Origin of the sequence: Thiomonas sp. FB-Cd, assembly GCF_000733775.1 — a bacterium.
Classification (GTDB): domain Bacteria; phylum Pseudomonadota; class Gammaproteobacteria; order Burkholderiales; family Burkholderiaceae_C; genus Thiomonas_A.
On sequence record NZ_JPOE01000002.1, the window covers coordinates 777,830 to 797,656 of the forward strand.

At 62.1% G+C, this 19,827-nt stretch carries 18 protein-coding genes; 7 read left to right on the forward strand and 11 right to left on the reverse strand.

All coding sequences use genetic code 11. The features are described 5' to 3' along the window. Positions 1–167 precede the first annotated feature (167 nt). On the reverse strand, positions 168–1,199 hold the full coding sequence (locus tag CD04_RS0103805; RefSeq protein WP_031404465.1) for an IS110 family transposase: 1,032 nt from the start codon (positions 1,197–1,199) through the stop codon (positions 168–170). 324 nt (positions 1,200–1,523) lie between these two features. On the opposite strand from CD04_RS0103805, the gene CD04_RS0103810 reads away from it, so the two are divergent. Both CD04_RS0103810 and CD04_RS0103815 read left to right on the forward strand, forming a co-directional pair. Next, on the forward strand, positions 1,524–2,663 hold the full coding sequence (locus CD04_RS0103810) for an RNA-guided endonuclease TnpB family protein (protein ID WP_031404466.1): 1,140 nt from the start codon (positions 1,524–1,526) through the stop codon (positions 2,661–2,663). A 100-nt stretch (positions 2,664–2,763) separates the two neighbouring features. Next, complete coding sequence (locus CD04_RS0103815; RefSeq protein WP_031404467.1) at positions 2,764–3,801, forward strand: IS630 family transposase; 1,038 nt, start codon at positions 2,764–2,766, stop codon at positions 3,799–3,801. A 130-nt stretch (positions 3,802–3,931) separates the two neighbouring features. Here CD04_RS0103815 and CD04_RS0103820 read toward each other — a convergent pair whose 3' ends face one another. Beyond that, positions 3,932–5,365 carry an IS200/IS605 family accessory protein TnpB-related protein gene (locus CD04_RS0103820; protein WP_051848915.1) on the reverse strand — a complete coding sequence of 478 codons (1,434 nt, stop codon included), beginning with the start codon at positions 5,363–5,365 and terminating at the stop codon, positions 3,932–3,934. A gap of 47 nt (positions 5,366–5,412) precedes the next feature. Here CD04_RS0103820 and tnpA point away from each other — a divergent pair, with 47 nt between their 5' ends. Next, entirely contained in the window at positions 5,413–5,853 is a 441-nt protein-coding gene (tnpA, locus tag CD04_RS0103825) for an IS200/IS605 family transposase (protein ID WP_031404469.1), read from the forward strand. A gap of 124 nt (positions 5,854–5,977) precedes the next feature. Here tnpA and CD04_RS0103830 read toward each other — a convergent pair whose 3' ends face one another. The 3 genes from CD04_RS0103830 to CD04_RS0103840 are packed head-to-tail and all read right to left on the reverse strand — an operon-like array spanning position 5,978 to position 8,000. After that, entirely contained in the window at positions 5,978–6,682 is a 705-nt protein-coding gene (locus CD04_RS0103830) for a glutathione S-transferase family protein (RefSeq protein ID WP_031404470.1), read from the reverse strand. Further along, the gene (locus CD04_RS0103835) at positions 6,679–7,386 is read right to left on the reverse strand and encodes a glutathione binding-like protein (RefSeq protein WP_031404471.1); all 708 of its coding nucleotides are present in this window, start codon (positions 7,384–7,386) and stop codon (positions 6,679–6,681) included. The genes CD04_RS0103830 and CD04_RS0103835 overlap by 4 nt, the downstream gene beginning before the upstream one ends. Continuing rightward, complete coding sequence (locus CD04_RS0103840) at positions 7,383–8,000, reverse strand: TetR/AcrR family transcriptional regulator (RefSeq protein WP_031404472.1); 618 nt, start codon at positions 7,998–8,000, stop codon at positions 7,383–7,385. The genes CD04_RS0103835 and CD04_RS0103840 overlap by 4 nt, the downstream gene beginning before the upstream one ends. Positions 8,001–8,103: 103 nt before the next feature. Between CD04_RS0103840 and CD04_RS0103845 the strand changes: the two genes are divergently transcribed. Continuing rightward, positions 8,104–8,772 (forward strand): DsbA family protein, encoded by a 669-nt coding sequence (locus tag CD04_RS0103845; RefSeq protein WP_031404473.1) that lies wholly within the window; start codon positions 8,104–8,106, stop codon positions 8,770–8,772. A 13-nt stretch (positions 8,773–8,785) separates the two neighbouring features. Here CD04_RS0103845 and guaA read toward each other — a convergent pair whose 3' ends face one another. Both guaA and guaB read right to left on the reverse strand, forming a co-directional pair. Continuing rightward, entirely contained in the window at positions 8,786–10,378 is a 1,593-nt protein-coding gene (guaA, locus tag CD04_RS0103850) for a glutamine-hydrolyzing GMP synthase (protein ID WP_031404474.1), read from the reverse strand. A 63-nt stretch (positions 10,379–10,441) separates the two neighbouring features. Then, the gene (guaB, locus tag CD04_RS0103855) at positions 10,442–11,917 is read right to left on the reverse strand and encodes an IMP dehydrogenase (protein ID WP_031404475.1); all 1,476 of its coding nucleotides are present in this window, start codon (positions 11,915–11,917) and stop codon (positions 10,442–10,444) included. A 167-nt stretch (positions 11,918–12,084) separates the two neighbouring features. Here guaB and CD04_RS0103865 point away from each other — a divergent pair, with 167 nt between their 5' ends. Then, a complete protein-coding gene (locus CD04_RS0103865) occupies positions 12,085–12,624 on the forward strand; it encodes a DUF4124 domain-containing protein (RefSeq protein WP_231480461.1) in 540 nt (179 codons plus the stop codon). On the opposite strand, the gene CD04_RS0103870 is transcribed toward CD04_RS0103865, so the two are convergent. Then, the gene (locus tag CD04_RS0103870; protein WP_231480462.1) at positions 12,621–13,613 is read right to left on the reverse strand and encodes an asparaginase; all 993 of its coding nucleotides are present in this window, start codon (positions 13,611–13,613) and stop codon (positions 12,621–12,623) included. The two genes, CD04_RS0103865 and CD04_RS0103870, sit on opposite strands and share 4 nt — an antisense overlap. A 60-nt stretch (positions 13,614–13,673) precedes the next feature. Here CD04_RS0103870 and lexA point away from each other — a divergent pair, with 60 nt between their 5' ends. Further along, a complete protein-coding gene (gene lexA / locus CD04_RS0103875) occupies positions 13,674–14,339 on the forward strand; it encodes a transcriptional repressor LexA (protein ID WP_031404478.1) in 666 nt (221 codons plus the stop codon). A 15-nt stretch (positions 14,340–14,354) separates the two neighbouring features. Here the strand turns inward: lexA and rraA are convergent, their stop codons facing one another. Continuing rightward, positions 14,355–14,888 carry a ribonuclease E activity regulator RraA gene (rraA, locus tag CD04_RS0103880; protein WP_031404479.1) on the reverse strand — a complete coding sequence of 178 codons (534 nt, stop codon included), beginning with the start codon at positions 14,886–14,888 and terminating at the stop codon, positions 14,355–14,357. Positions 14,889–15,433: 545 nt separating this feature from the next. Between rraA and CD04_RS0103885 the strand changes: the two genes are divergently transcribed. After that, complete coding sequence (locus CD04_RS0103885; protein WP_031404480.1) at positions 15,434–16,309, forward strand: cytochrome c oxidase assembly protein; 876 nt, start codon at positions 15,434–15,436, stop codon at positions 16,307–16,309. Positions 16,310–16,339: 30 nt separating this feature from the next. Here the strand turns inward: CD04_RS0103885 and CD04_RS0103890 are convergent, their stop codons facing one another. Both CD04_RS0103890 and clpB read right to left on the reverse strand, forming a co-directional pair. Beyond that, a complete protein-coding gene (locus CD04_RS0103890) occupies positions 16,340–16,930 on the reverse strand; it encodes an SCO family protein (RefSeq protein WP_038167474.1) in 591 nt (196 codons plus the stop codon). Positions 16,931–17,119: 189 nt separating this feature from the next. Beyond that, positions 17,120–19,717 carry an ATP-dependent chaperone ClpB gene (gene clpB, locus CD04_RS0103895; RefSeq protein WP_031404482.1) on the reverse strand — a complete coding sequence of 866 codons (2,598 nt, stop codon included), beginning with the start codon at positions 19,715–19,717 and terminating at the stop codon, positions 17,120–17,122. Between the last annotated feature and the right edge of the window lie 110 nt (positions 19,718–19,827).

Sequence of the window (19,827 nt, forward strand, 5' to 3'; positions counted from 1 at the left end):
CAAGCGCCTCATCTCCTAGAGCGGACTGTTGAAGTCCGACAACGGATTCAGGTTTGGCTTGCCCCGGTCCGACCGGTTCACATCACGCTGCGTCTTGCTGCCTCATCGCCTACAAAGGCGGTCCATTCCTTTCATCAAGTAAGAGTTGATCCATGGTCACCGTTCGTTCAGGCCGCTTGCGGCCGCACGCTGCGGTGGCCCCTCTGGTAATCCTGTTGTCTGGCCGTGACGGCCCAGATCGTCCGCGCCATCTTGGCCGCCTGGGCCACGATGACCACGTTGGCCGGGCGCCGCTGCCGGATCTGCTCCAACCATGGCCCCGGTTCCTTGGCGTGCGTGAGCACGGATCGCGCGCCGTGGATCAACAGCGTTCGCACGTAGGCGTCGCCGCGTTTGGAGATGCCCTGCAGGCGGATCTTGCCGCCCGTGCCTCGCTGTGCGGGCACCAGGCCCAGCCAGGCGCAGAACTGGCGCGCCGAGCCGAAAGCGCGGGCGTCGCCCATGGTGGCGATCGCCGCTGTGGCGGTGAGCACCCCGACGCCGGGGATCTCGGCAATGCGCCGCATGTCCGGATCCTGGCGGAGTTGCCATGCCAGACGTTTGTCAATGGCGGCAATGTCCTCGCCCAGCGCCTTGATGCGCCGCACCTGCTCGCGCAGACTGTCGGCCACCATCTGCGGCAGCGCCGTCGAGAGTGCCTCCAGCGCCGCCTCGACCTCGCCCAGCATGGCCCGGCTGCCCTTGGCGAAGACGGTGCCGAACTCGTACAGCAATCCGCGCAGCGCGTTGGTCTGCATGACGCGCATCTTCATCAGCAGCTCGCGCTGGCGATGCAGCGTCAGCGTGGCCTGCTGCGCCAGCGACTTGACTCCGACGAACTTGGTGCCCGGCTGCTGCACCGCCAGCCAGATCGCTCGCGCGTCCGTCGCATCGGTCTTGTTGCCCGACACGAACGGCCGCACCGCCCGGGCGTGCAGCAGCCTCACCTCATGGCCCAGCGCGCGCAGCTCGCGCGCCCAGTGGTGCGCCCCGCCGCAGGCCTCGATGCCGACCAGGCACCGCGCCCGGTTGGCGAAGTGCTCCAGCACCTTGGCCCGCTTGATCTGCACATTGGCAATCTCGCCCGTGAACATGTCGACCGTGTGCATCTGAAACACCAGCTTGGCGATGTCCAGCCCCACCACCTGCAGGCCGTCCATCGTGCCGATGATTTGCCCTGCGCTCATGCCTGTCTTACGATTCATGTCGGGTCTCCGAGGGTGTTTGTGAAGACCGTGGTCTATCACGTCCTGGGCACATCGATGCCGTATCCACTCGGGGACCCACCCCGCCACCCTGGCGGCCAGGTCGACTCCGAACGGCCTCGCGTTCATCTCCATACTCCTGTCTCAGTCCCCGCAGGGAGGGAGGCATCCATCACATCTCCGAGAAACCCCGCCGTTTAGGGCGGGGAGGAAAGGAGCGCCGATCGAAGATCGGTGCTGTGTTGACAATTTACACGGAAAACGCATAGCATGTGAAGCATGCAGGTCAAGCGCGCCTATCGCTTTCGCTTCGACCCGACGCCCGAGCAAGTTGACGCACTGGCTCGAACCTTCGGGTGCGCACGCTTCGCTTACAACCACATGCTGCGACTGCGCAGCGACGCCTGGATGCTGCGGCGAGAGCGCGTGGGCTACCACGAAACCTCCGCGGCGCTGACTGCGCTGAAAAAGACGCCCGAGCATGCGTGGCTGAACGAAGTCAGCAGCGTGCCCGTGCAGCAGGCGCTGCGGCACCTGAACACCGCGTTCTCGAACTTCTTCGCCAAGCGAGCCCGGTACCCGTCCTTCAAGCGCAAGGACGGGCCGCAGGCGGCCGAGTACACCACCAGCGCATTCCGATGGGACGCGGGCCGGCGCGAGTTGCGTCTGGCGAAGATGGACACGCCGCTGGACATCCGCTGGTCGCGCACCTTGCCACAGGCGGCCAAGCTCACGACCGTGACCATCTCCAGGGATGCGGCCGGTCGGTACTTCGCCTCGATGCTGTGCGACGACGCCGTGGCGAGCAAGCCAGCCGTCGAGTCGCGGGTCGGCATCGACCTGGGGCTCACCCATTTCGCGGTCCTCTCGAATGGCGAGAAGATCGCATCCCCGAAAACCTTTCGCAAGAACGAATCTGGACTTGCGAAATGGCAGCGCCGCATGGCGCGAGCCAAGCTCGGATCGAAGAACCGGGCGAAGTTGAAGTTGAAAGTTGCTGCGCTGCATGCGCACATCACGGACGCGCGCAGGGACTTCCTGCACAAGCTCTCGACCCGACTGATCAGCGAAAACCAAGTGATCGCCGTCGAGACGCTGTCCGTGTCGAACATGCAGCGCAACCGCAGCCTGGCGAAATCCATCAGCGACGCCAGCTGGGCGGAGTTTGTCAGGCAGCTCGAGTACAAAGCGCAGTGGTACGGGCGCACATTGATCGGCATCGATCGCTGGTATCCATCCAGCAAGCGATGCTCCGTGTGCGGCCACACCAAGACGACGATGCCGCTGTGCGTGCGCACCTGGGCTTGCCCAGAGTGTGGCACGACCCACGACCGCGACATCAACGCCGCGCGCAACGTCTTGGCCGCAGGACTTGCGGTGTCAGCCCATGGAGAGGCTGTAAGTCCCTTGTTGCTGTAAAGCGGCATGGGCTGGACTCTGTGAAGTGGGAATCTTCTCCCTTTATAGATTCGGCCCACAAATAGATTGAACTTATTGAGTTTTTCCGCATCTCAGATTCATGGAAAAAGACGATGCAAGAAAACTCAGCCCAGCCGAGCAGCACGAGCGGCGCCGGCAAGTCATCCGCGCCCACAAACGAGGGCGAACGCGCACGCAGATTGCCCAGGAGATCGGGTTGAGCTACACGGCAGTGAGCAAGACGATCGCGCGCTTTGAATCGCAGGGATTGGCGGGTCTGGCGCCGCGCACACGCGGTCGGCGCAGTGGCGAGGATCGCGCCCTGTCGATGGAGCAGGAACAAGCCATACAGCGCCTCATCTGCGACCACCGCCCGGAGCAGTTGAAGATGGACTTCGCACTATGGAGCCGAGCCGCCGTCATGCAGTTGATCGAGCGCGAATACGGCATCAAGCTGCATGTGCGCTCAGTGGGCAAATACCTGGCGCGCTGGGGCTTCACGCCGCAAAAGCCGATCAAGCGGGCCTATGAACAGTCACCTGCAGCGGTCAAGGAATGGCTGGACACGCAGTACCCGCAGATTGCGCAGCGCGCCAAGGCCGAGGGCGCAGAGATTCACTGGGGCGACGAGACGGCGCTGGTCAACACCGATGTGCGGGGCCGCAGCTTTGCGCCCAAGGGGCAGACGCCGGTGGCCATGGCGGTGGGCGGCACACGTCAAAAGCTCTCCATGATTGCCTCCGTGACCAACCAGGGCAAGGCGCGCTGGATGATCATCGACGGCGCGTTCAACCATGAGCGGTTGATCGAGTTCTTCGAGTCCCTGGTCAAAGACACGGGCAAGAAGATCTTCCTGATTCTGGACAACCTGGGGGTGCATCATTGCAAGCCGGTGAAGGCGTGGCTGGCGCAGCACGCCGAGCAGATGGAGGTGTTCTATCTGCCCAGCTACAGCCCTGAGCTCAATCCGGAGGAGCGCCTGAACGCGGACCTCAAGCATGTGATCCGAACCAAGGTTCCAGTGAGAACCAAGGCGAAGTTGCAGGCCGCCGCCGTTGAGCACATGACCGCCCTGACCAACAAGCCCGAGCGTGTCAAAACCTTCTTTCAAGATCCGTTTGTCAAATACGCCGCATGACACTGTTTGAGGGCCGAATCAATAGGGAGGGGAGCAGTCAAGCGTGGAAACACATTGAGAGTGGCGAAAGCGCCCCCTGAGTGGTGAATGCTCCCGCGACTAAGCGCCTAGAGGCGCTGTAGTCGGGGCATCAAAGGCCAGGCCAGCGCCCGAGTCCTTGATGCCCGTCCGATGAAACTTGGCGGTTAGAGGCCCCACGCAACAGACGGGCATGCGCCCAGATGTCGGCGAGAACCAGAGGCATTCTCTCCACGGCCCCGGAGCTTTTGCCGGTTGCCGCGCCTTGCATTTCTTTGGGCTTGAGCCCCAGGAGCATCGCCAGCCCACGGGCCGCGATGTTCAATGCGCCGTTGAGATCGGCGTTGTACTGCTTGCCCGAGGCGAAGGTCGCCAGTTGGGCATTTCGCTTCGAACGAATGACCTTGCCTGAGCCGTCATACGCCCATCGACTGGTGCCACGGGCGTAGACCTCCAGCACGCGCAGACCCATCTCCTGCGCCTTGAGCGCAAGGGCCTGGATCAGCGCGCGATGCTGGAAGCGATGGAAGCGCTTGCGCTGCTGCTTCGACGGCCCCTTGGGCTTCCAGCCCTTGAGATCTTCGACGGCGAAGGCTTTGGCGCCATGCTGGGCGGCGAATGCCGCCAAGCGCGACGCCAGGGTGCGCGCCGCGTCGAGGCTCAGTCCCTCGATACGGCGGTGAATCGCCGAGCAATGCTTCTGGCCGCGCACGTGGGGGCCGGATTGGCGCTGCTTGGCGGCGATGACGGATGCAAGAGCGTCGCGCTGGTCGTTGTGCCTGCCGCACGTCAGAAACGTGCGGGCGATCACCGTGCCAGTGGAGTCGACGATTGCGGCCGTCGCCGCGGTGTTGATGCCGACGTCCACGCTGCAGATGCGGTGCTTGCCGTGGACGAAGTCTTTGTTGGTCACGTAGTTTCTCGGGCGCAGCGCGACCGGGCAGGACAGCGCGACCTTGGCGCCGCGCACGATGAGCGAGGGGCTTTGGTCGAGCTTGGCCGCCTTCGGCAGCACGCGCACGAACCGGCCCTTGACGCGCAGCGGTTCGCTGAACCGCCACTGACCGTCTGCGCCCAGCAGCTTGACCTGCACGGTGCGCATGTCCTTGCCGTAGAGGATCATGTTGCCGCCGTACAGCGACGGGTAGACGTTGTTCAGCCCGAGCCGCGGGGGCCGGGCGCCTTCTTCGCGGTCGCGCCCGCCGATCTGCCCGTCGAGGAAGTTGTTCCAGTTCGACAGGAATGATGACACCGCGCCGTGGGCTTGTTCAATGGCTGCGCGGCGCAGGTAACTCGGCATCTTGCCGAACATGCGACCCAGCACCGGGTATTGGACCTCCGGGCGCTGCGCGGTCTTGTGGAACAAGTCTTCGATGCTGGCGCACTTGACCTTGCCGTGCGAGATGTCTGCCCAATGCACCAGCATGACGCCGCACAGTCCACGCACGACACGACGAAACGCGGCGACCGTGCGCTCGACATCCTCGCGCACTGCTGGTGAAACGCCAAGCGCATGTCCTTCGGAGCGAAAAATGACTGGAGCCATGCGCTTGATGGTACGATCATCAACTTAACTATTCAAGTGACATGACCATGTCTGACGGATTCAAGACAAGCAATCATGCGGCTTACAGCCTGTACTATCACATCATCCTCACAATTAAATACAGGAACAGGTGCCTGACCGTGGAGATGCTCGACCGACTGCGCGAAATCTTCACCAACGTCAGTGCGTCCTGGCGCTGCCGGCTGATCGAATTCGGCGGCGAGGCGGATCATGTACATCTACTGATCGAGGGGCAGCCCTCGATGGATCTTGCGCGATTCGTCGGGAATTTGAAAACCGTGAGTTCGCGCTACATCCGCAAGGAATTTGCGCAGCACCTGCGCAAATTCTTCTGGAAAGTTCGTTTTTGGAACAACGCCTACGCGGTGATCAGCGCGGGCGGACACGCGAGCATCGAACAGTTGCTCGCGTACATCCAGGATCAAGAACAGCCGCCATCGGCGGCTCACCGCTTGACCCGCGACTAAGCGCTTGCGCGCTGTAGTCGGGGGATGCGCGGTGAGTTGCTCAAACTGGGGTCGCGTGGACGCTCGCGGGTGCCCTGCCGACTGCAAGCTTTTGCGCGAGCGGGACAGAATCCAGCGCCGCAGCCTAGGCGCGTCCCACTCGTTTTGCCGAGCGTGCGAGGCCGTCATAGGCATCGAGCATCCGATCAACCCAGGCGGATACGGGATCGTCCGGCGCCGTCAACTTGACTGGGCTGATGACCCGCGCCCATTGGAAGGCGCCGAAGATGGCGTGATCGGCGTACGCAGGCGCGGCGCCGGCGACGAAGGACTGCTTGGCGAGCACGCTGCGCATGACCCCAAGGGTACGGTCCAGCGCCGCCAGCGCCTCATCGCGCTCAGCCGCGAGCGCCTCGAAAGTGCGTCCAAACGCGGCTTCCCGTGTTGTGCGGAAGTAGTCCCGATCCTTTTCGTGCAGGACTGCAGGAATGTCAGGCACCACCACGCGCGCGACTGCAGGATGCAGGATCTCGCTTGACCATTGGTTGATAAAGCGCGCCGTCGCTCGGCCTTGCGCACAACCGAATAACGAGGGACCGTCCGGATAATTGTCCTCGAGATATTCGGCGATATCCCAGCTCTCATGCAGCCACTTGTCGCCATCGACGAGCACGGGGACCTTGCCCTGCCCCGACTGGGCAATGGCGTCTTTCTCCGTGAAGCGCCAAGCGATGGTTTCCACGCCCAAGCCCTTGTGGGCGAGCGCCAGCCGGGTGCGCCAGCAATTCGGGCTGAATCGGAGACCATCATCAGCACCGGCGAGATCGAACAATCGTAGGGCGGCGCTCATGGGTTCGTTCCGGTTGAATTTGTGGCGGACTGGCCGAAAAGCAGCGCGCGCGACTGCTCGCTGACAACGGGCACGGTGTTGATCTTTTCCGCCAGGGCATAAGCCCGCTCAACGGCGGGGCGTGCCCGGATCGTCTCGAACCAGCGCCTTAAATGGGGGAAATCGTCGAGGTTCTGCCGCTGGCGCTGATGCGGAACGATCCAAGGATAGCTCGCCATATCGGCGATCGAGTAATCGCCTGCGATGAACTCGCGATCGGCGAGCCGCTTGTTCATGACGCCATAAAGGCGATTGGTCTCGTTGACATAACGGTTGATGGCATAGGCCAGCTTCTCAGGCGCGTATTGGGCGAAGTGGTGATTCTGGCCCGCCATCGGACCGAGGCCACCCATTTGCCAGAACAGCCACTGCATGACCTCGGCGCGGCCACGAATGTCGGCCGGCAGGAACTTGCCAGTCTTCTCGGCGAGATATTGCAGGATGGCGCCAGACTCGAAGAGGCTGATTGGCGCACCGCAGTCTGCAGGGGCCGTATCGACGATGGCCGGGATCCGGTTGTTTGGGGCAATCGCCAGGAACTCAGTCTTGAACTGGTCGCCCGCGCTGATGTTCACCGGAATGATGCGATACGGCAGGCCGGCCTCTTCCAGGAAGATCGTGACCTTGTGTCCGTTTGGCGTCGTCCAATAATGGAGGTCAATCATGGGCGGGATCCTTGGTTTTTGATTTTCTGCAATTTGGGAAGGCTGGCCATCGCATGCTCCACCAGTGCCTGCAGCCGTTTTGGATCGGGGTTGAGGCGTGCCAACACGCGAATCGCGAATACGACGCCAAGCAAGGCGGTGGCCTCGGCGGCTATGTCTGTTTCCCGTTCAAGCATTCCGGCCGCAACGGCGCGCTCCAGCCGTTCCGCGAAAAAGGCCTCGACCTCGCCAAGCCGCGCGCGCACCAGGTCGCGTGCGGCGTTCGACATCTTCGCCCCATCGAGCGCTGTGTTGATCAGCAGGCAGCCGCGATGCTGCGGGTCGGCCAGCGACACGGCGATCAATTCGCTGAGAAAGTCACGTATCGCGCCGAGAGGATCGTCGGCGGCGGAAAGACGGACGAAACGCTCAGCCAAGCCGTCGTGCGCGTAGCGGCGCAACGCTTCGACGAACAAGCCGTCCTTGTCCGTGAATCGGTGATAAAGCGCAGCGGTGCTGAGCCCGGTCGCCTGCGTCAAATCGCGCAGAGATGTCCCGGCGTAGCCGCTGTGCTGGAACACACCGATGGCGCGTTCGAGAACGGTTTCGTCTGACAGCTTGCGTGTTCGAGGCATCGATCTTGCTCGGCATGGATGGATGCTGCATAATAATAGAACGATCCATCTAAAACAAGCTCAGCAGGTGGGCTGCTGATCATCAGTTCAAAGGAGATTGCACGTGAAGGGGCCCCATCTTGTTTATTTCGCGGATCCGATGTGCTCCTGGTGTTGGGGGTTTTCACCGGTGATTGAGGCGATCTCGGAGCGGTTTGGGCCCAGACTGCCAATCCGTCTCGTCTTGGGCGGGCTACGCCCCTGGACGAAAGAGCCAATGACTCCGCAGGAGCGACGTGACGTCCGCAACCATTGGGAGCACGTCCACGAAGCGTCGGGTCAGCCGTTCGAATTTGCATTCTTCGACCGAGGACGGTTCGTTTACGACACAGAGCCCCCGAGCCGGGCAGTCGTCGTGCTGCGACGCCGTGGCATGCAAACCGGGCTTGCCGCGCTGCGGCGCATCCAGCGCGCCTTTTATGCGGAAAATCATGACGTGACCGATACGGACACGCTCGCGGCGCTTGCCGCCGAGCTCGGGATCGATGACGCCGTTTTTCGCGAGGAGTTCGCCAGTGAGGCCGCGGTGAACGATACGCGCGCCGACTTCACGATCGCGCAGACAGCTGGCATCCGTGGCTTTCCGACCCTGATCGCGGGCAGCGGTGAGGATGAGCAGTATGCGCTCGTCACCAACGGGTTTCAGCCCAGTGCGCGCATTGTGCCCATCCTCGAACACTGGCTTGGGCAGACAGCCCCATCGTCCGCTGAAACGGGGCAGGCCTGCGCTTAACACGCTTAAAAGCCTATTCCCACTCGATCGTCGCGGGTGGTTTTGATGAAATGTCGTAGGTCACACGGTTGATCCCGCGCACCTCATTGATGATGCGGCTCGACACTTTCTTGAGCAGCGCGTAGGGGAGTTCGGCCCAGTCCGCGGTCATGAAGTCGCTCGTCTGCACCGCGCGCAATGCGACAACGTAATCGTAGGTGCGGCCATCGCCCATGACGCCCACGCTCTTGACCGGAAGGAACACGGCAAACGCCTGGGACGTAAGCTCATACCAACTCTTGCCGGTTGCAAGATCCTTCGTGTTGCGCAACTCCTCGATGAAGATCGCATCGGCGCGCCGCAGCAAGTCGGCATAGTCACGCTTGACCTCGCCCAGAATGCGCACGCCCAAGCCGGGGCCCGGGAAAGGGTGGCGGTCAACCATCTCCGTGGGCAAGCCCAGCGCCACACCGAGTTCACGTACCTCATCCTTGAACAGCTCACGCAAAGGTTCAAGAAGCTTGAGGCCGAGTGTTTCGGGTAGGCCGCCCACATTGTGGTGACTCTTGATGGTGGTGGCTTTCTTGGTCTTGGCACCACCCGATTCGATCACGTCGGGATAAATGGTGCCTTGTGCGAGCCACTTTGCATTGACGAGCGTTTTCGCCTCCCGCTGAAAAACTTCGACAAACTCGCGACCAATGATCTTGCGCTTGGCCTCCGGATCGCTGACCCCGGCCAGCGCGCCAAGGAACTCTGCGCTTGCGTCCACGTGCACCACACGCGCGTGCAGACGCCCGGCGAACATGTCCATCACCATTTGCGCCTCATTCAACCGGAGTAATCCGTGGTCAACGAAGACACAGGTGAGTTGATCGCCGATCGCGCGGTGGATCAGCGCCGCCGCCACGCTGGAGTCCACCCCCCCGGACAGGCCCAGGATGACTTCCTCCTTTCCAACCTGTTCGCGAATGCGGGTCACCGCTTCGGCGATGTAGTCGCCCATGATCCAGTCGCCCGCGCAGCCGCAGATCTGGCGTACGAAACGCTCGATGATCGCCCTGCCCTGCGTGGTGTGTGTCACTTCGGGATGGAATTGCACTGCGTAATAGCCGCGCGCCTCATCGGCCATGCCAGCGATTGCACAGCTTGGCGTGCTGGCCATGAGCTTGAAGCCCGCCGGCATTTCCGTGACCTTGTCGCCGTGGCTCATCCAGGCCTTGAGCATGCCGTGGCCTTCGGGGGTGCGGAAATCTTCGATGCCATCGAACAAGCGTGTGTGGCCGCGTGCGCGCACCTCGGCGTAGCCAAACTCACGGTGTTCACTCCATTCCACCTTGCCCCCCAGTTGCGCTGCCATGGTTTGCATGCCGTAGCAGATGCCAAGCACCGGCACGCCCACATCCCACACCGCCTGCGGGGCGCGCAACTGGTGGTCCTCATAGGTACTGGCGTGGCTTCCAGAAAGAATGATGCCCTTGAGTCCGTTTTGCGCCAGCTCGCGGATGAAAGCGTCGCTCACGTCATTGGGGTGGATTTCGCTGTAGACGTGCGCTTCGCGCACACGCCTGGCGATGAGCTGGGTGACCTGGGAACCGAAGTCCAGGATCAGGATCTTGTCGTGCATGAAGGGAATTTCGATGGCAGTCACAAAGCGGCCAGGCGTTGCGCAATCGCCTGGCCCTGAGCATCAATCAACGTGATAATTGGGCGCTTCCTTGGTGATCTGCACGTCGTGCACGTGGCTTTCGCGCATGCCAGCCGACGTGATCTCCATGAAATGCGCCCGGCTGCGCATGTTTTCGATGCTGGCGCAACCACAATACCCAAGGGAAGATCGCACGCCGCCCACGAGCTGATACAAAATGGCCGCCAAGCTGCCCTTGTAGGGTACGCGCCCCTCGATGCCCTCGGGCACGAACTTCTCGGCGCCGGCTGCTGCCGAAGCCTGGGTGCCATCCTGAAAGTAGCGATCAGCCGATCCGGCATTCATCGCCCCGATGGAGCCCATGCCGCGGTACGTCTTATATGAACGGCCTTGATACAAGATGACCTCGCCCGGTGCCTCTTCGGTTCCGGCAAACATGCTGCCCATCATCACGGTATGCGCACCGGCCGCGATGGCTTTGGCGATGTCGCCCGAGTAGCGCACTCCGCCGTCGGCCACCAGCGGGATGCCCGTGCCCTCAAGGGCCTGGGCCACGTTGGCAATGGCGGTGATCTGCGGCACGCCCACTCCAGCAACAATGCGGGTCGTGCAAATCGATCCGGGGCCGATGCCCACCTTCACGCCGTCGGCCCCTGCGTCGGCCAATGCGCGCGCTGCCTCGGCCGTGGCAATGTTGCCGCCGATCACGTCGACGTCGGGGTAATGCTCCTTGACCCAGCGCACACGGTCGATCACGCCTTGGCTATGGCCGTGCGCAGTATCCACGACGATGACGTCGACCCCTGCGCGAACCAGCGCCTCAACCCGCTCCTCGGTACCTTCACCCACGCCGACTGCTGCACCCACGCGCAGCTTGCCTTGCGGGTCACGCGCAGCATTCGGGCGTTCCGTCGCCTTCTGGATGTCTTTCACCGTCATCAGCCCGCGCAGTTCGAATGCGTCGTTGATGACCAAGACCCGCTCCAGGCGGTGCTGGTGCATCAGCGCCTTGCCTTCTTCGAGCGTCGCCCCCTCGCGCACCGTGATGAGGCGCTCGCGCGGAGTCATGATCTCACGCACGGGCAGATCAAGCCGGGTTTCAAAGCGCATGTCGCGATTGGTCACGATACCCACGACCTTGCCATGCTCAATGACGGGGAATCCCGAGATCCCATGCTGGCGCGAAAGGGCGAGCACGTCGCTGACTTTCACCCCGGGCGAAATGGTGATCGGATCCTTCAGCACCCCGGACTCGAAGCGCTTGACCCGCGCCACCTCCGTGGCCTGCGCCTTCGGCGTGAGATTCTTGTGGATGATGCCCATGCCGCCTTCCTGGGCCATGGCGATGGCCAACCGGGATTCGGTGACCGTATCCATCGCCGCCGAAATGAGCGGAATATTCAGGCTGACGCGCCGCGTAACGCGGGTGGAAAGACTGGTGTCTTTGGGTAGAACTTGAGAATACGCTGGAACCAGTAACACATCGTCAAAGGTCAACGCTTTTCCGAGAAGGCGCATAAATCCTCCAGGCGCAAAATGCGATGATAAAAGACATGGCGACTTTGTACCGGGACTATGAGTTGCGGCAAGCCGACACCGATGCCGCGCAAGGCCTTTTTTTCGCCCTCCTATCCGCATGCAATCCCGCCTTCATGCCTTAAGCTTCGAAAAAACCGGAGCCTTGGATGCCAGTTGCTATTCCCCGCCCTACCGCGCACGCGATGCGTCATGCATTGGCCGGTCTGGGGGTGTTGACTCTTTTGTCGTGCGGGCTTCTTGCACCCGCCTGTGCCCAGTGGAAATGGATCTCCCCCTCGGGGGTCGTGCAGTACAGCGACCAGCCTCCACCATCCACGATTGCGGCGCGCAATATTCTGGCCAGGCCCACAGCCGCTGCGCAGGCGGCGCCAGGTCCCACGGCCAGCAGTGCATCCCAGGCCGCAGGGCAGCTCAAGGGGCAAGACAGCCAGGCGGCGCGTGAGCTGCAAAGCAAGCTCGAGGAGGACAAGCGTGCCAAGGAGGCCGCCCAGCGTCTGCAGCAACAGGTCAGCGAGCAGGCGCGGCTCGCCAACTGTCTTCAGGCGCGGCGGCAGCTGCAAGCGCTGGACAGTGGTCTGCGCGTGCGGCAGGTGGATGCCCAGGGCAATCGCGATTTCCTGGACGATGCGCAAATCGCCGCTCAACGCCAACAGGCGGCGGCGATGATTGCTGCCAATTGCCGCTAATTGGCACGGTCCGCAGCCAGCTCCAGCATCAGCCGAATGCGGATTTTCACGGCGTTCAAACCGTCGTAGAGGCCACCCTGAAGCCCGCCGACGCGCGAGCCGTACGCCACCCGCACACCGGTGGCCTCGGCCTCATTCAAGACCTGCTGAAGATCCTCGTGCACGGTTCCGCCGCCGGTGCCCTGCACGACCAGACCCGCCAGCGGCGGCACCAACTCGCCCCGCGAGGATGCGGCGAGCAATGCCCGGACCATGGCGCCGTCTGCCCCGGCATGACTGCTCACCAGTTCCACGCGCGGCCAGGGTTGTGCCGGGGGGATCGGGAGCAGGCACGCGACATTTGGAGCTGGAACGTTTCGTGTGAACAGGACGCCTTGGGAGCCGGCGAAGCCCAGCGGACCCCGTTCGCCGGAGCTGAAGGCGTCCAGGGCTGTGGGATGCGCCTTGGTGATGTCGCAGGCCCCATGCACGCGGCCATGCACAACGCACAGCACGCCGCGGCCAGCGGCATCGGCGCTGGCCGCAACTTGCACCGCGTCATAGAGGTTACGCGGCCCGTCGGCTGACAAGGCGGTCGCCGGTCGCATCGCGGCCGTCAGCACGACCGGCTTGCCTGCAGGCAAGACGCATTGCAGGAAATATGCGGTCTCCTCCACGGTGTCGCTGCCGTGGGTAATCACACAGCCAGCCACGTCGGGTTGTTCACGCCACGCAGCAATGCGCGAGGCAAGCGCGCCCCAGACTTGCACTCGCATGTCCTTGCTGTCGAGGCTCGCGAGTTGCTCGGCCTGCAGGGCCGCAAGCCGTTCGATGCCAGGCGCTGCGGCGACAAGTTGCCCGATGTCGAGCGCTGCCGCGCGGTAGGCCCCCTGGGCGGGATGGTCGGTCGACACGCCGGCAATCGTGCCGCCTGTGCCCAGCACGAGGACCTTGGGGAGCCGAGCGGTGTCAGAGGGTTGCAAATTTTTCATATCTGGATAAAAATACATACTGTTATTGATGACAGTAGGCTTGGCCTACAGCCCTTGTCCTTGAGGAGTGCCCCATCCATGCGGACGTCGAACAGCAAGCTTACCGCGCGCCAGAGCGAAATCTTGACTCTGATTGCCAAGGCAATCGAGCGTACAGGTTACCCACCGACCCGGGCCGAGATCGCCGCCGAACTCGGCTTTCGCTCGGCCAATGCAGCCGAAGATCACCTGCATGCACTCGCGCGCAAGGGCATGATCGAACTGACCCCGGGCGCATCGCGCGGCATCCGTCTCACGAGCGCGGCCCGTCCGACGGTCAGGCCGCCTGGGATTCTTGCGCGCGCATTGCCGGGGATGGAGCAATTGATGCTCCCGCTGGTCGGGCGCGTAGCTGCCGGGCATCCGATCCTGGCGCAGGAGCATATCGAGCAAAGCATCGCGGTCGAGGCGCACCTGTTTAAGGCGCGACCCGATTACCTTCTCAAGGTCAAAGGCATGAGTATGCAGGGTGCGGGCATTTTCGACGGTGATCTGTTGGCGGTCAGGCAAACGCAGGACGTGCGCAATGGACAAATCGTTGTGGCCCGAATTGGTGATGAGGTCACGGTCAAGCGTCTGCAGCGCAAGGCCGGCCATGTCGAGCTGTTACCGGAAAACCCCGACTTCTCGCCGATCGTGGTGCGCCCCGACCAAGCGTTTGCGATCGAGGGGCTGGCCGTCGGGCTTATCCGCAATACGCTGTAGGCGTAAAGGCGCCGATCAGACGCCAGAGGGTTCGGTGGGTGTGCTGGGCAGATGCAACGGCGTGTCGCTGACAAGCATGCCGTCGGCATCGGCATAGAGCCAATTTCCAGGGCTGACCCAGACGCCTTGGATACGTACAGGGACGTCGCGCTGCCCCCCGCCGAGCTTGCGCGGCGGCATGGGTATGGCTGCCAAGGCGCGCGCGCCAATGGGCGCCGTGGCAATTTCAGGCACGTCGCGCACACAACCATCGATGACGACGCCTGCCCAGCCATTGCGCGCGGCAAGCATCGCCAGATTGCCACCAAAAAGAGCATGGCGCAGCGAGCTGCCGCCATCCACCACAAGAATGCGCGCCATACCGGCCGTTTCCAACGCCGCTCGTACCTGCGTGTTGTCTTCGCAGCACTGCACGGTGCTGACCTGACCACGGAAATGCGCCAATCGTCCGAAGTTCTTGAACACCGGGGGCAGCACGCGAACCGTCCCGGCGGCTATCGCCTCGATTTCCCGATCACAGAAATCACAGCACGAAATCATCGATGACATGGAGTTCCCCTTGTTGTGGCCCCGAACGGTCCTGAAGGGGGATACGCCGTCGAAGGCGCGTGCGAATCCATTCTCGCCTCGTGCACACACAGTCATCCCCACCGCCCTGTAGACCAATGAACTTCGTGAATGACAACTATTGAAGCCGAAAGATGCAAATGGAATCATGTTTTAAGTCAAATGAAGTGGCACATTTCTGCAGGGCACAACAGGGGATTGTGACCAACAAGCGTGGCCGGTGGGACCCGGTGGCAACATCAGGCCCGCATTCGAGAATCTTCCGGGTTGGCGTCGCAGCAGTGGCGTGCATCAATGGCGCGGCTTTTCCGGTCTGGGGGAGTTTGACCCTTGTTTTTGGTGGAACCCGCAGCGCCTGATGCATGGTGCAAAACAGCGCGAGAGGCGCCCAGCGCGCAACGGCCGTCATGCGACTGTGGTCCGTTGCCGTGCGAACCTCATCGGCGTCATGCCTGAGTGCGCAGCATCACCGCTGGCGGAACGGTTTATGCTGGCGGCCTTTCGCCGATCTTTGCCTGTCGTCGCCCATGAGCGCTTTGCTGCACTGGTTTCAGCCCTGGTATCCGTCCTTTCCGATGGCCGTGTTTTTGCTGGGTGGCGCGCTGCTATATCTCCGCGGCAGCCTGCGGCGGCGCACGTCTTGGTGGAAGCAGATGTGGTTCTGGCTGGGTTGGTCGCTCATCTACCTGGGGCTGCAAACGCAATGGGACTATTACGCAGAGCACCAGTTCTTCATCCACATGCTGCAGCAGATGGCGCTGCATGACTTGGGGCCCTTGCTCGTGATGTTTGCCTGGCCGGTGCCAACTTGGCGCGCGGGCATTGGGGCAGGCGTGCGCAGCCGCTGGCTCGTACCGCTGATGCGGTGGGCGCCCATGCGGGGGATGACAAATTTCATGCTCAACGCGTGGGTTGCAGCAGCGATGTTTTCGGGGCTCGTCGTGTTCTGGCTCGTGCCCGTCATTCACGTCGGTGTCATGCTCAATACGCCCCTGTACCAGTTCATGAACTGGAGCATGGTGTTCGACGGTTTGCTGTTTTGGTGGCTAATGCTTGATCCGCGTCCGGCCCCGCCAGCACATCTGCGTCCTGGGTTGCGGATTGTTCTGCCGATCCTGGCCATGATCCCGCAGATGGTCCTTGGTGCGGTGTTGGCGCTGAACAGCACCGACTGGTACCCCATCTACAGCCTGTGTGGCCGCGCGTTATCGGGCATCAGCCCATTGACTGACCAGCATCTCGGCGGTCTCATTCTGTGGATACCCGCCTCTGGACTCAACGTGGTGGCCGCGATGGTGGCGTTGCGCAATTGGATGCGCCTGTCCGATCGGGAACGCCTGCCCCCAAGTCGGCGTCAGGTGCAGGCCCAGCGCCACGCCGCGCACTCCCGCGCTGTGGGGTAACAGCGGGCGACACGCACGGCGCGGAGCCGGTCAATCGGCGAGCAATTGGCGCACGTCATGCACGATGGACTTGACCGGCGACTGATCGGATCCGATCAATGTGCCGCGTCCATCCTTGCTGAAAATATAAATCGCGGCGCTATGGTCGACCACATAGTTGCCGTACTGATCTTTCTTGCCATAGTTAAAGGCAACGTGATAGCGCTTGGCCACATCTTGAATCTGGTCCATCGTGCCGGTCAGTCCGACGGCTTGCGGGCTGAATGCTTGCGTGTAGGCGTGCAGTATGGGCAACGTGTCGCGCGCCGGGTCGACTGAAACAAAGAGGATCTGCACGTCCTTGCCTTGGGGTCCGAGTTCCGTCACCGCTTGTGCAAGGTGCGACATGGTCAGCGGGCACACATCGGGGCAATGCGTGTAGCCGAAATACAGGATGGCCACTTTGCCTCGATAGGTCTTCGCCGTCACCTTCTGGCCCGTATCCGAGGTGAGGTGAAACTGCAGGTTGGGTAGCACACTGCCGACATCGTCTAGATCCCAGTGCTGCTTTTTGCTGCAACCGGCCAAGGCATAAGCTGCCGACAGGCTGCCGGCAACGAGAAGGGCTCGTCGGGAAATCATGGGTCTCATGGAATGGGTGGATTTGAGGCAGAGTTGGAGCGCTGCATGCTAGCGGTTGCATGACCCACAGGTCCGGTCATGTGACGCCCGCCGAAAGGCCGGCGCGGGCGCACCCCCACTTCAAATGACACGCACAGATGCGGAAAGTTCGCCGCATCTGCCCGTTGCCGCCGCACGACCAAGGCAGAGTCAGTGTACGGTGCGCTCAAAAACAATCTCGCCGTTGCGAGAATCCACCGGCACCACGGATTTCGGCCCGAAGCTGCCTTCGAGGATTCGCTTCGACAGCGGATTCTCGATCTGGCTCTGGATGGCCCGCTTGAGCGGGCGTGCACCGAAAACGGGGTCATAGCCGGCTTTGGCGATTTCCGCGATGGCCGCAGGCGTGACCTCAAGCTTGATATCCATCTGTGCCAGACGCTTCTCGAGTGACCTCAGTTGGATGCGCGCAATGCCTTCGATCTGCTCCTGGTTCAGCGCGTGGAACACCACAACTTCGTCGATGCGGTTGAGGAATTCAGGGCGGAAATGCTGCTTCACCTCCACCCAAACGGCGTCGCGAATACTCTCCTGTGGTTGCCCCGCCATGGCCATGATGTGTTGCGAACCCAGGTTGGACGTCATGACGATCACGGTGTTCTTGAAATCCACCGTACGCCCCTGACCGTCCGTCAGACGCCCGTCATCCAGAACCTGAAGGAGCACGTTGAACACATCGGGATGGGCCTTTTCGACCTCGTCGAGCAGGATCACGCTATAAGGCTTGCGCCGCACGGCCTCCGTCAGATAGCCGCCCTCCTCATAGCCGACATATCCGGGTGGCGCACCGATCAGGCGCGCCACCGAATGCTTCTCCATGAATTCGCTCATGTCGATGCGGATCAGGTGATCCTGGCTGTCGAACAGGAATTCGGCCAATGCCTTGCACAGCTCGGTCTTGCCCACCCCAGTGGGTCCAAGGAAAAGAAAAGAGCCGTAGGGGCGGTTGGGATCGGACAAGCCTGCGCGTGAGCGACGGATGGCGTCGGACACGGCGCGAATGGCCTGATCCTGACCAACCACGCGTTGGTGCAGCTTATCCTCCATTTGCAGCAGTTTGTCGCGCTCGCCTTGCAGAAGCTTGGACAATGGAATGCCCGTCATGCGGCTGACGACTTCAGCGATCTCTTCGGCGCCGACTTGAGTGCGCAAAAGCCGCGGCGCGCCCGTGCCCTCGCGGCCCTGAGCCGACGATTCCTTGGCCTGCGCTTCCTTCAGTTGGCCTTCGAGTTCGGGCAGGCGGCCATATTGCAGCTCAGCCACCTTGTTGAAGTCACCCTTGCGCGTCAATTCCTCGATCTGGAATCGGATCGCATCGATCTGTTCCTTGATTTGCGCCGAGCCCTGCACAGCGGCCTTCTCGGCCTTCCAGACCTCTTCAAGATCGGAATACTCCTTCTGCAGCTTGCCGATTTCCTCCTCGATCAGCGCCAGGCGCTTTTGTGAGGCCTCATCCTTTTCCTTGCGCATGGCTTCACGCTCGATCTTGAGCTGGATGATGCGGCGGTCAAGCTTGTCCATCACCTCCGGTTTGGAGTCGATCTCCATCTTGATGCGCGAAGCGGCCTCGTCGATCAGGTCGATCGCCTTGTCCGGCAGGAAGCGGTCGGTGATATAGCGATGGCTCAACTCGGCCGCAGCCACGATGGCGGGGTCGGTGATGTCCACGCCATGGTGGACCTCGTATTTTTCCTGCAAACCGCGGAGGATGGCGATCGTCGCCTCGACCGTGGGCTCGTCCACAAGCACTTTCTGGAATCGGCGTTCCAGTGCGGCATCTTTCTCAATGTATTTGCGGTACTCGTCCAGCGTGGTGGCTCCGATGCAATGCAGTTCACCCCGCGCCAAGGCCGGCTTGAGCATATTGCCGGCATCCATTGCGCCCTCGGCCTTGCCCGCGCCCACCATGGTGTGGATCTCGTCGATGAACAGGATCACCCTGCCCTCTTCTGCGGCAACCTCCTTGAGGACGGCTTTGAGGCGCTCCTCGAATTCACCGCGGTATTTGGCGCCCGCCAACAGCCCCGCCATGTCCAACACCAGAACGCGCTTGTTCTTGAGGGTCTCAGGCACTTCACCACCCACAATGCGCTGCGCCAGACCCTCGACAATGGCGGTCTTGCCCACGCCGGGTTCGCCGATGAGCACCGGGTTGTTCTTCGTTCGCCGTTGCAGGACCTGGATGGTGCGACGAATCTCGTCGTCGCGCCCAATGACGGGGTCAAGCTTGCCCTGGCGGGCACGCTCGGTCAAGTCCAGGGTGTATTTGTTCAATGCCTCGCGCTGCTGCTCGGCATCGGCACTGTCGACACTGTGACCACCACGCACCGCCTCGATGGCGGCTTCCAAGGACTTTCGCGTCATGCCATGCTCGCGTGCCAGACGCCCTGCATCGCCCTTGTCGTCAGCCACGGCGAGCAGGAACATCTCGCTCGGAATGAACTGGTCTCCGCGCTTGGTGGCCTCTTTTTCAGTGAGGTTGAGCAGATTATTCAGCTCTCGGCTGAGCTGAATGTTGCCCTCGTTTCCCTGAACTTGCGGAAGCCGTCCGATTGCGGCCTGTGCCGCCGCGGCCAAGCCCTGCACATTGGCACCAGCGCGGGCCAATAATGCCTTTGGACCATCCTGGCGCAGCATGGCGGCAAGCAAATGGACAGGCTCAATGTAGGGGTTATCCTGAGCCAGCCCCAAAGACTGGGCATCACTCAAGGCTTCCTGAAACTGGGTGGTGAGTTTTTCGAATCGCATGGGGAATGCTCCGGGTTGTGCGTAAGCAAATGCGGCACATCACCCGGATTTTCAAGGTCTTAATCTGCGCGCGCCTTGATCTGGGTGAAATCTGCTGCGTCCCCTAACAA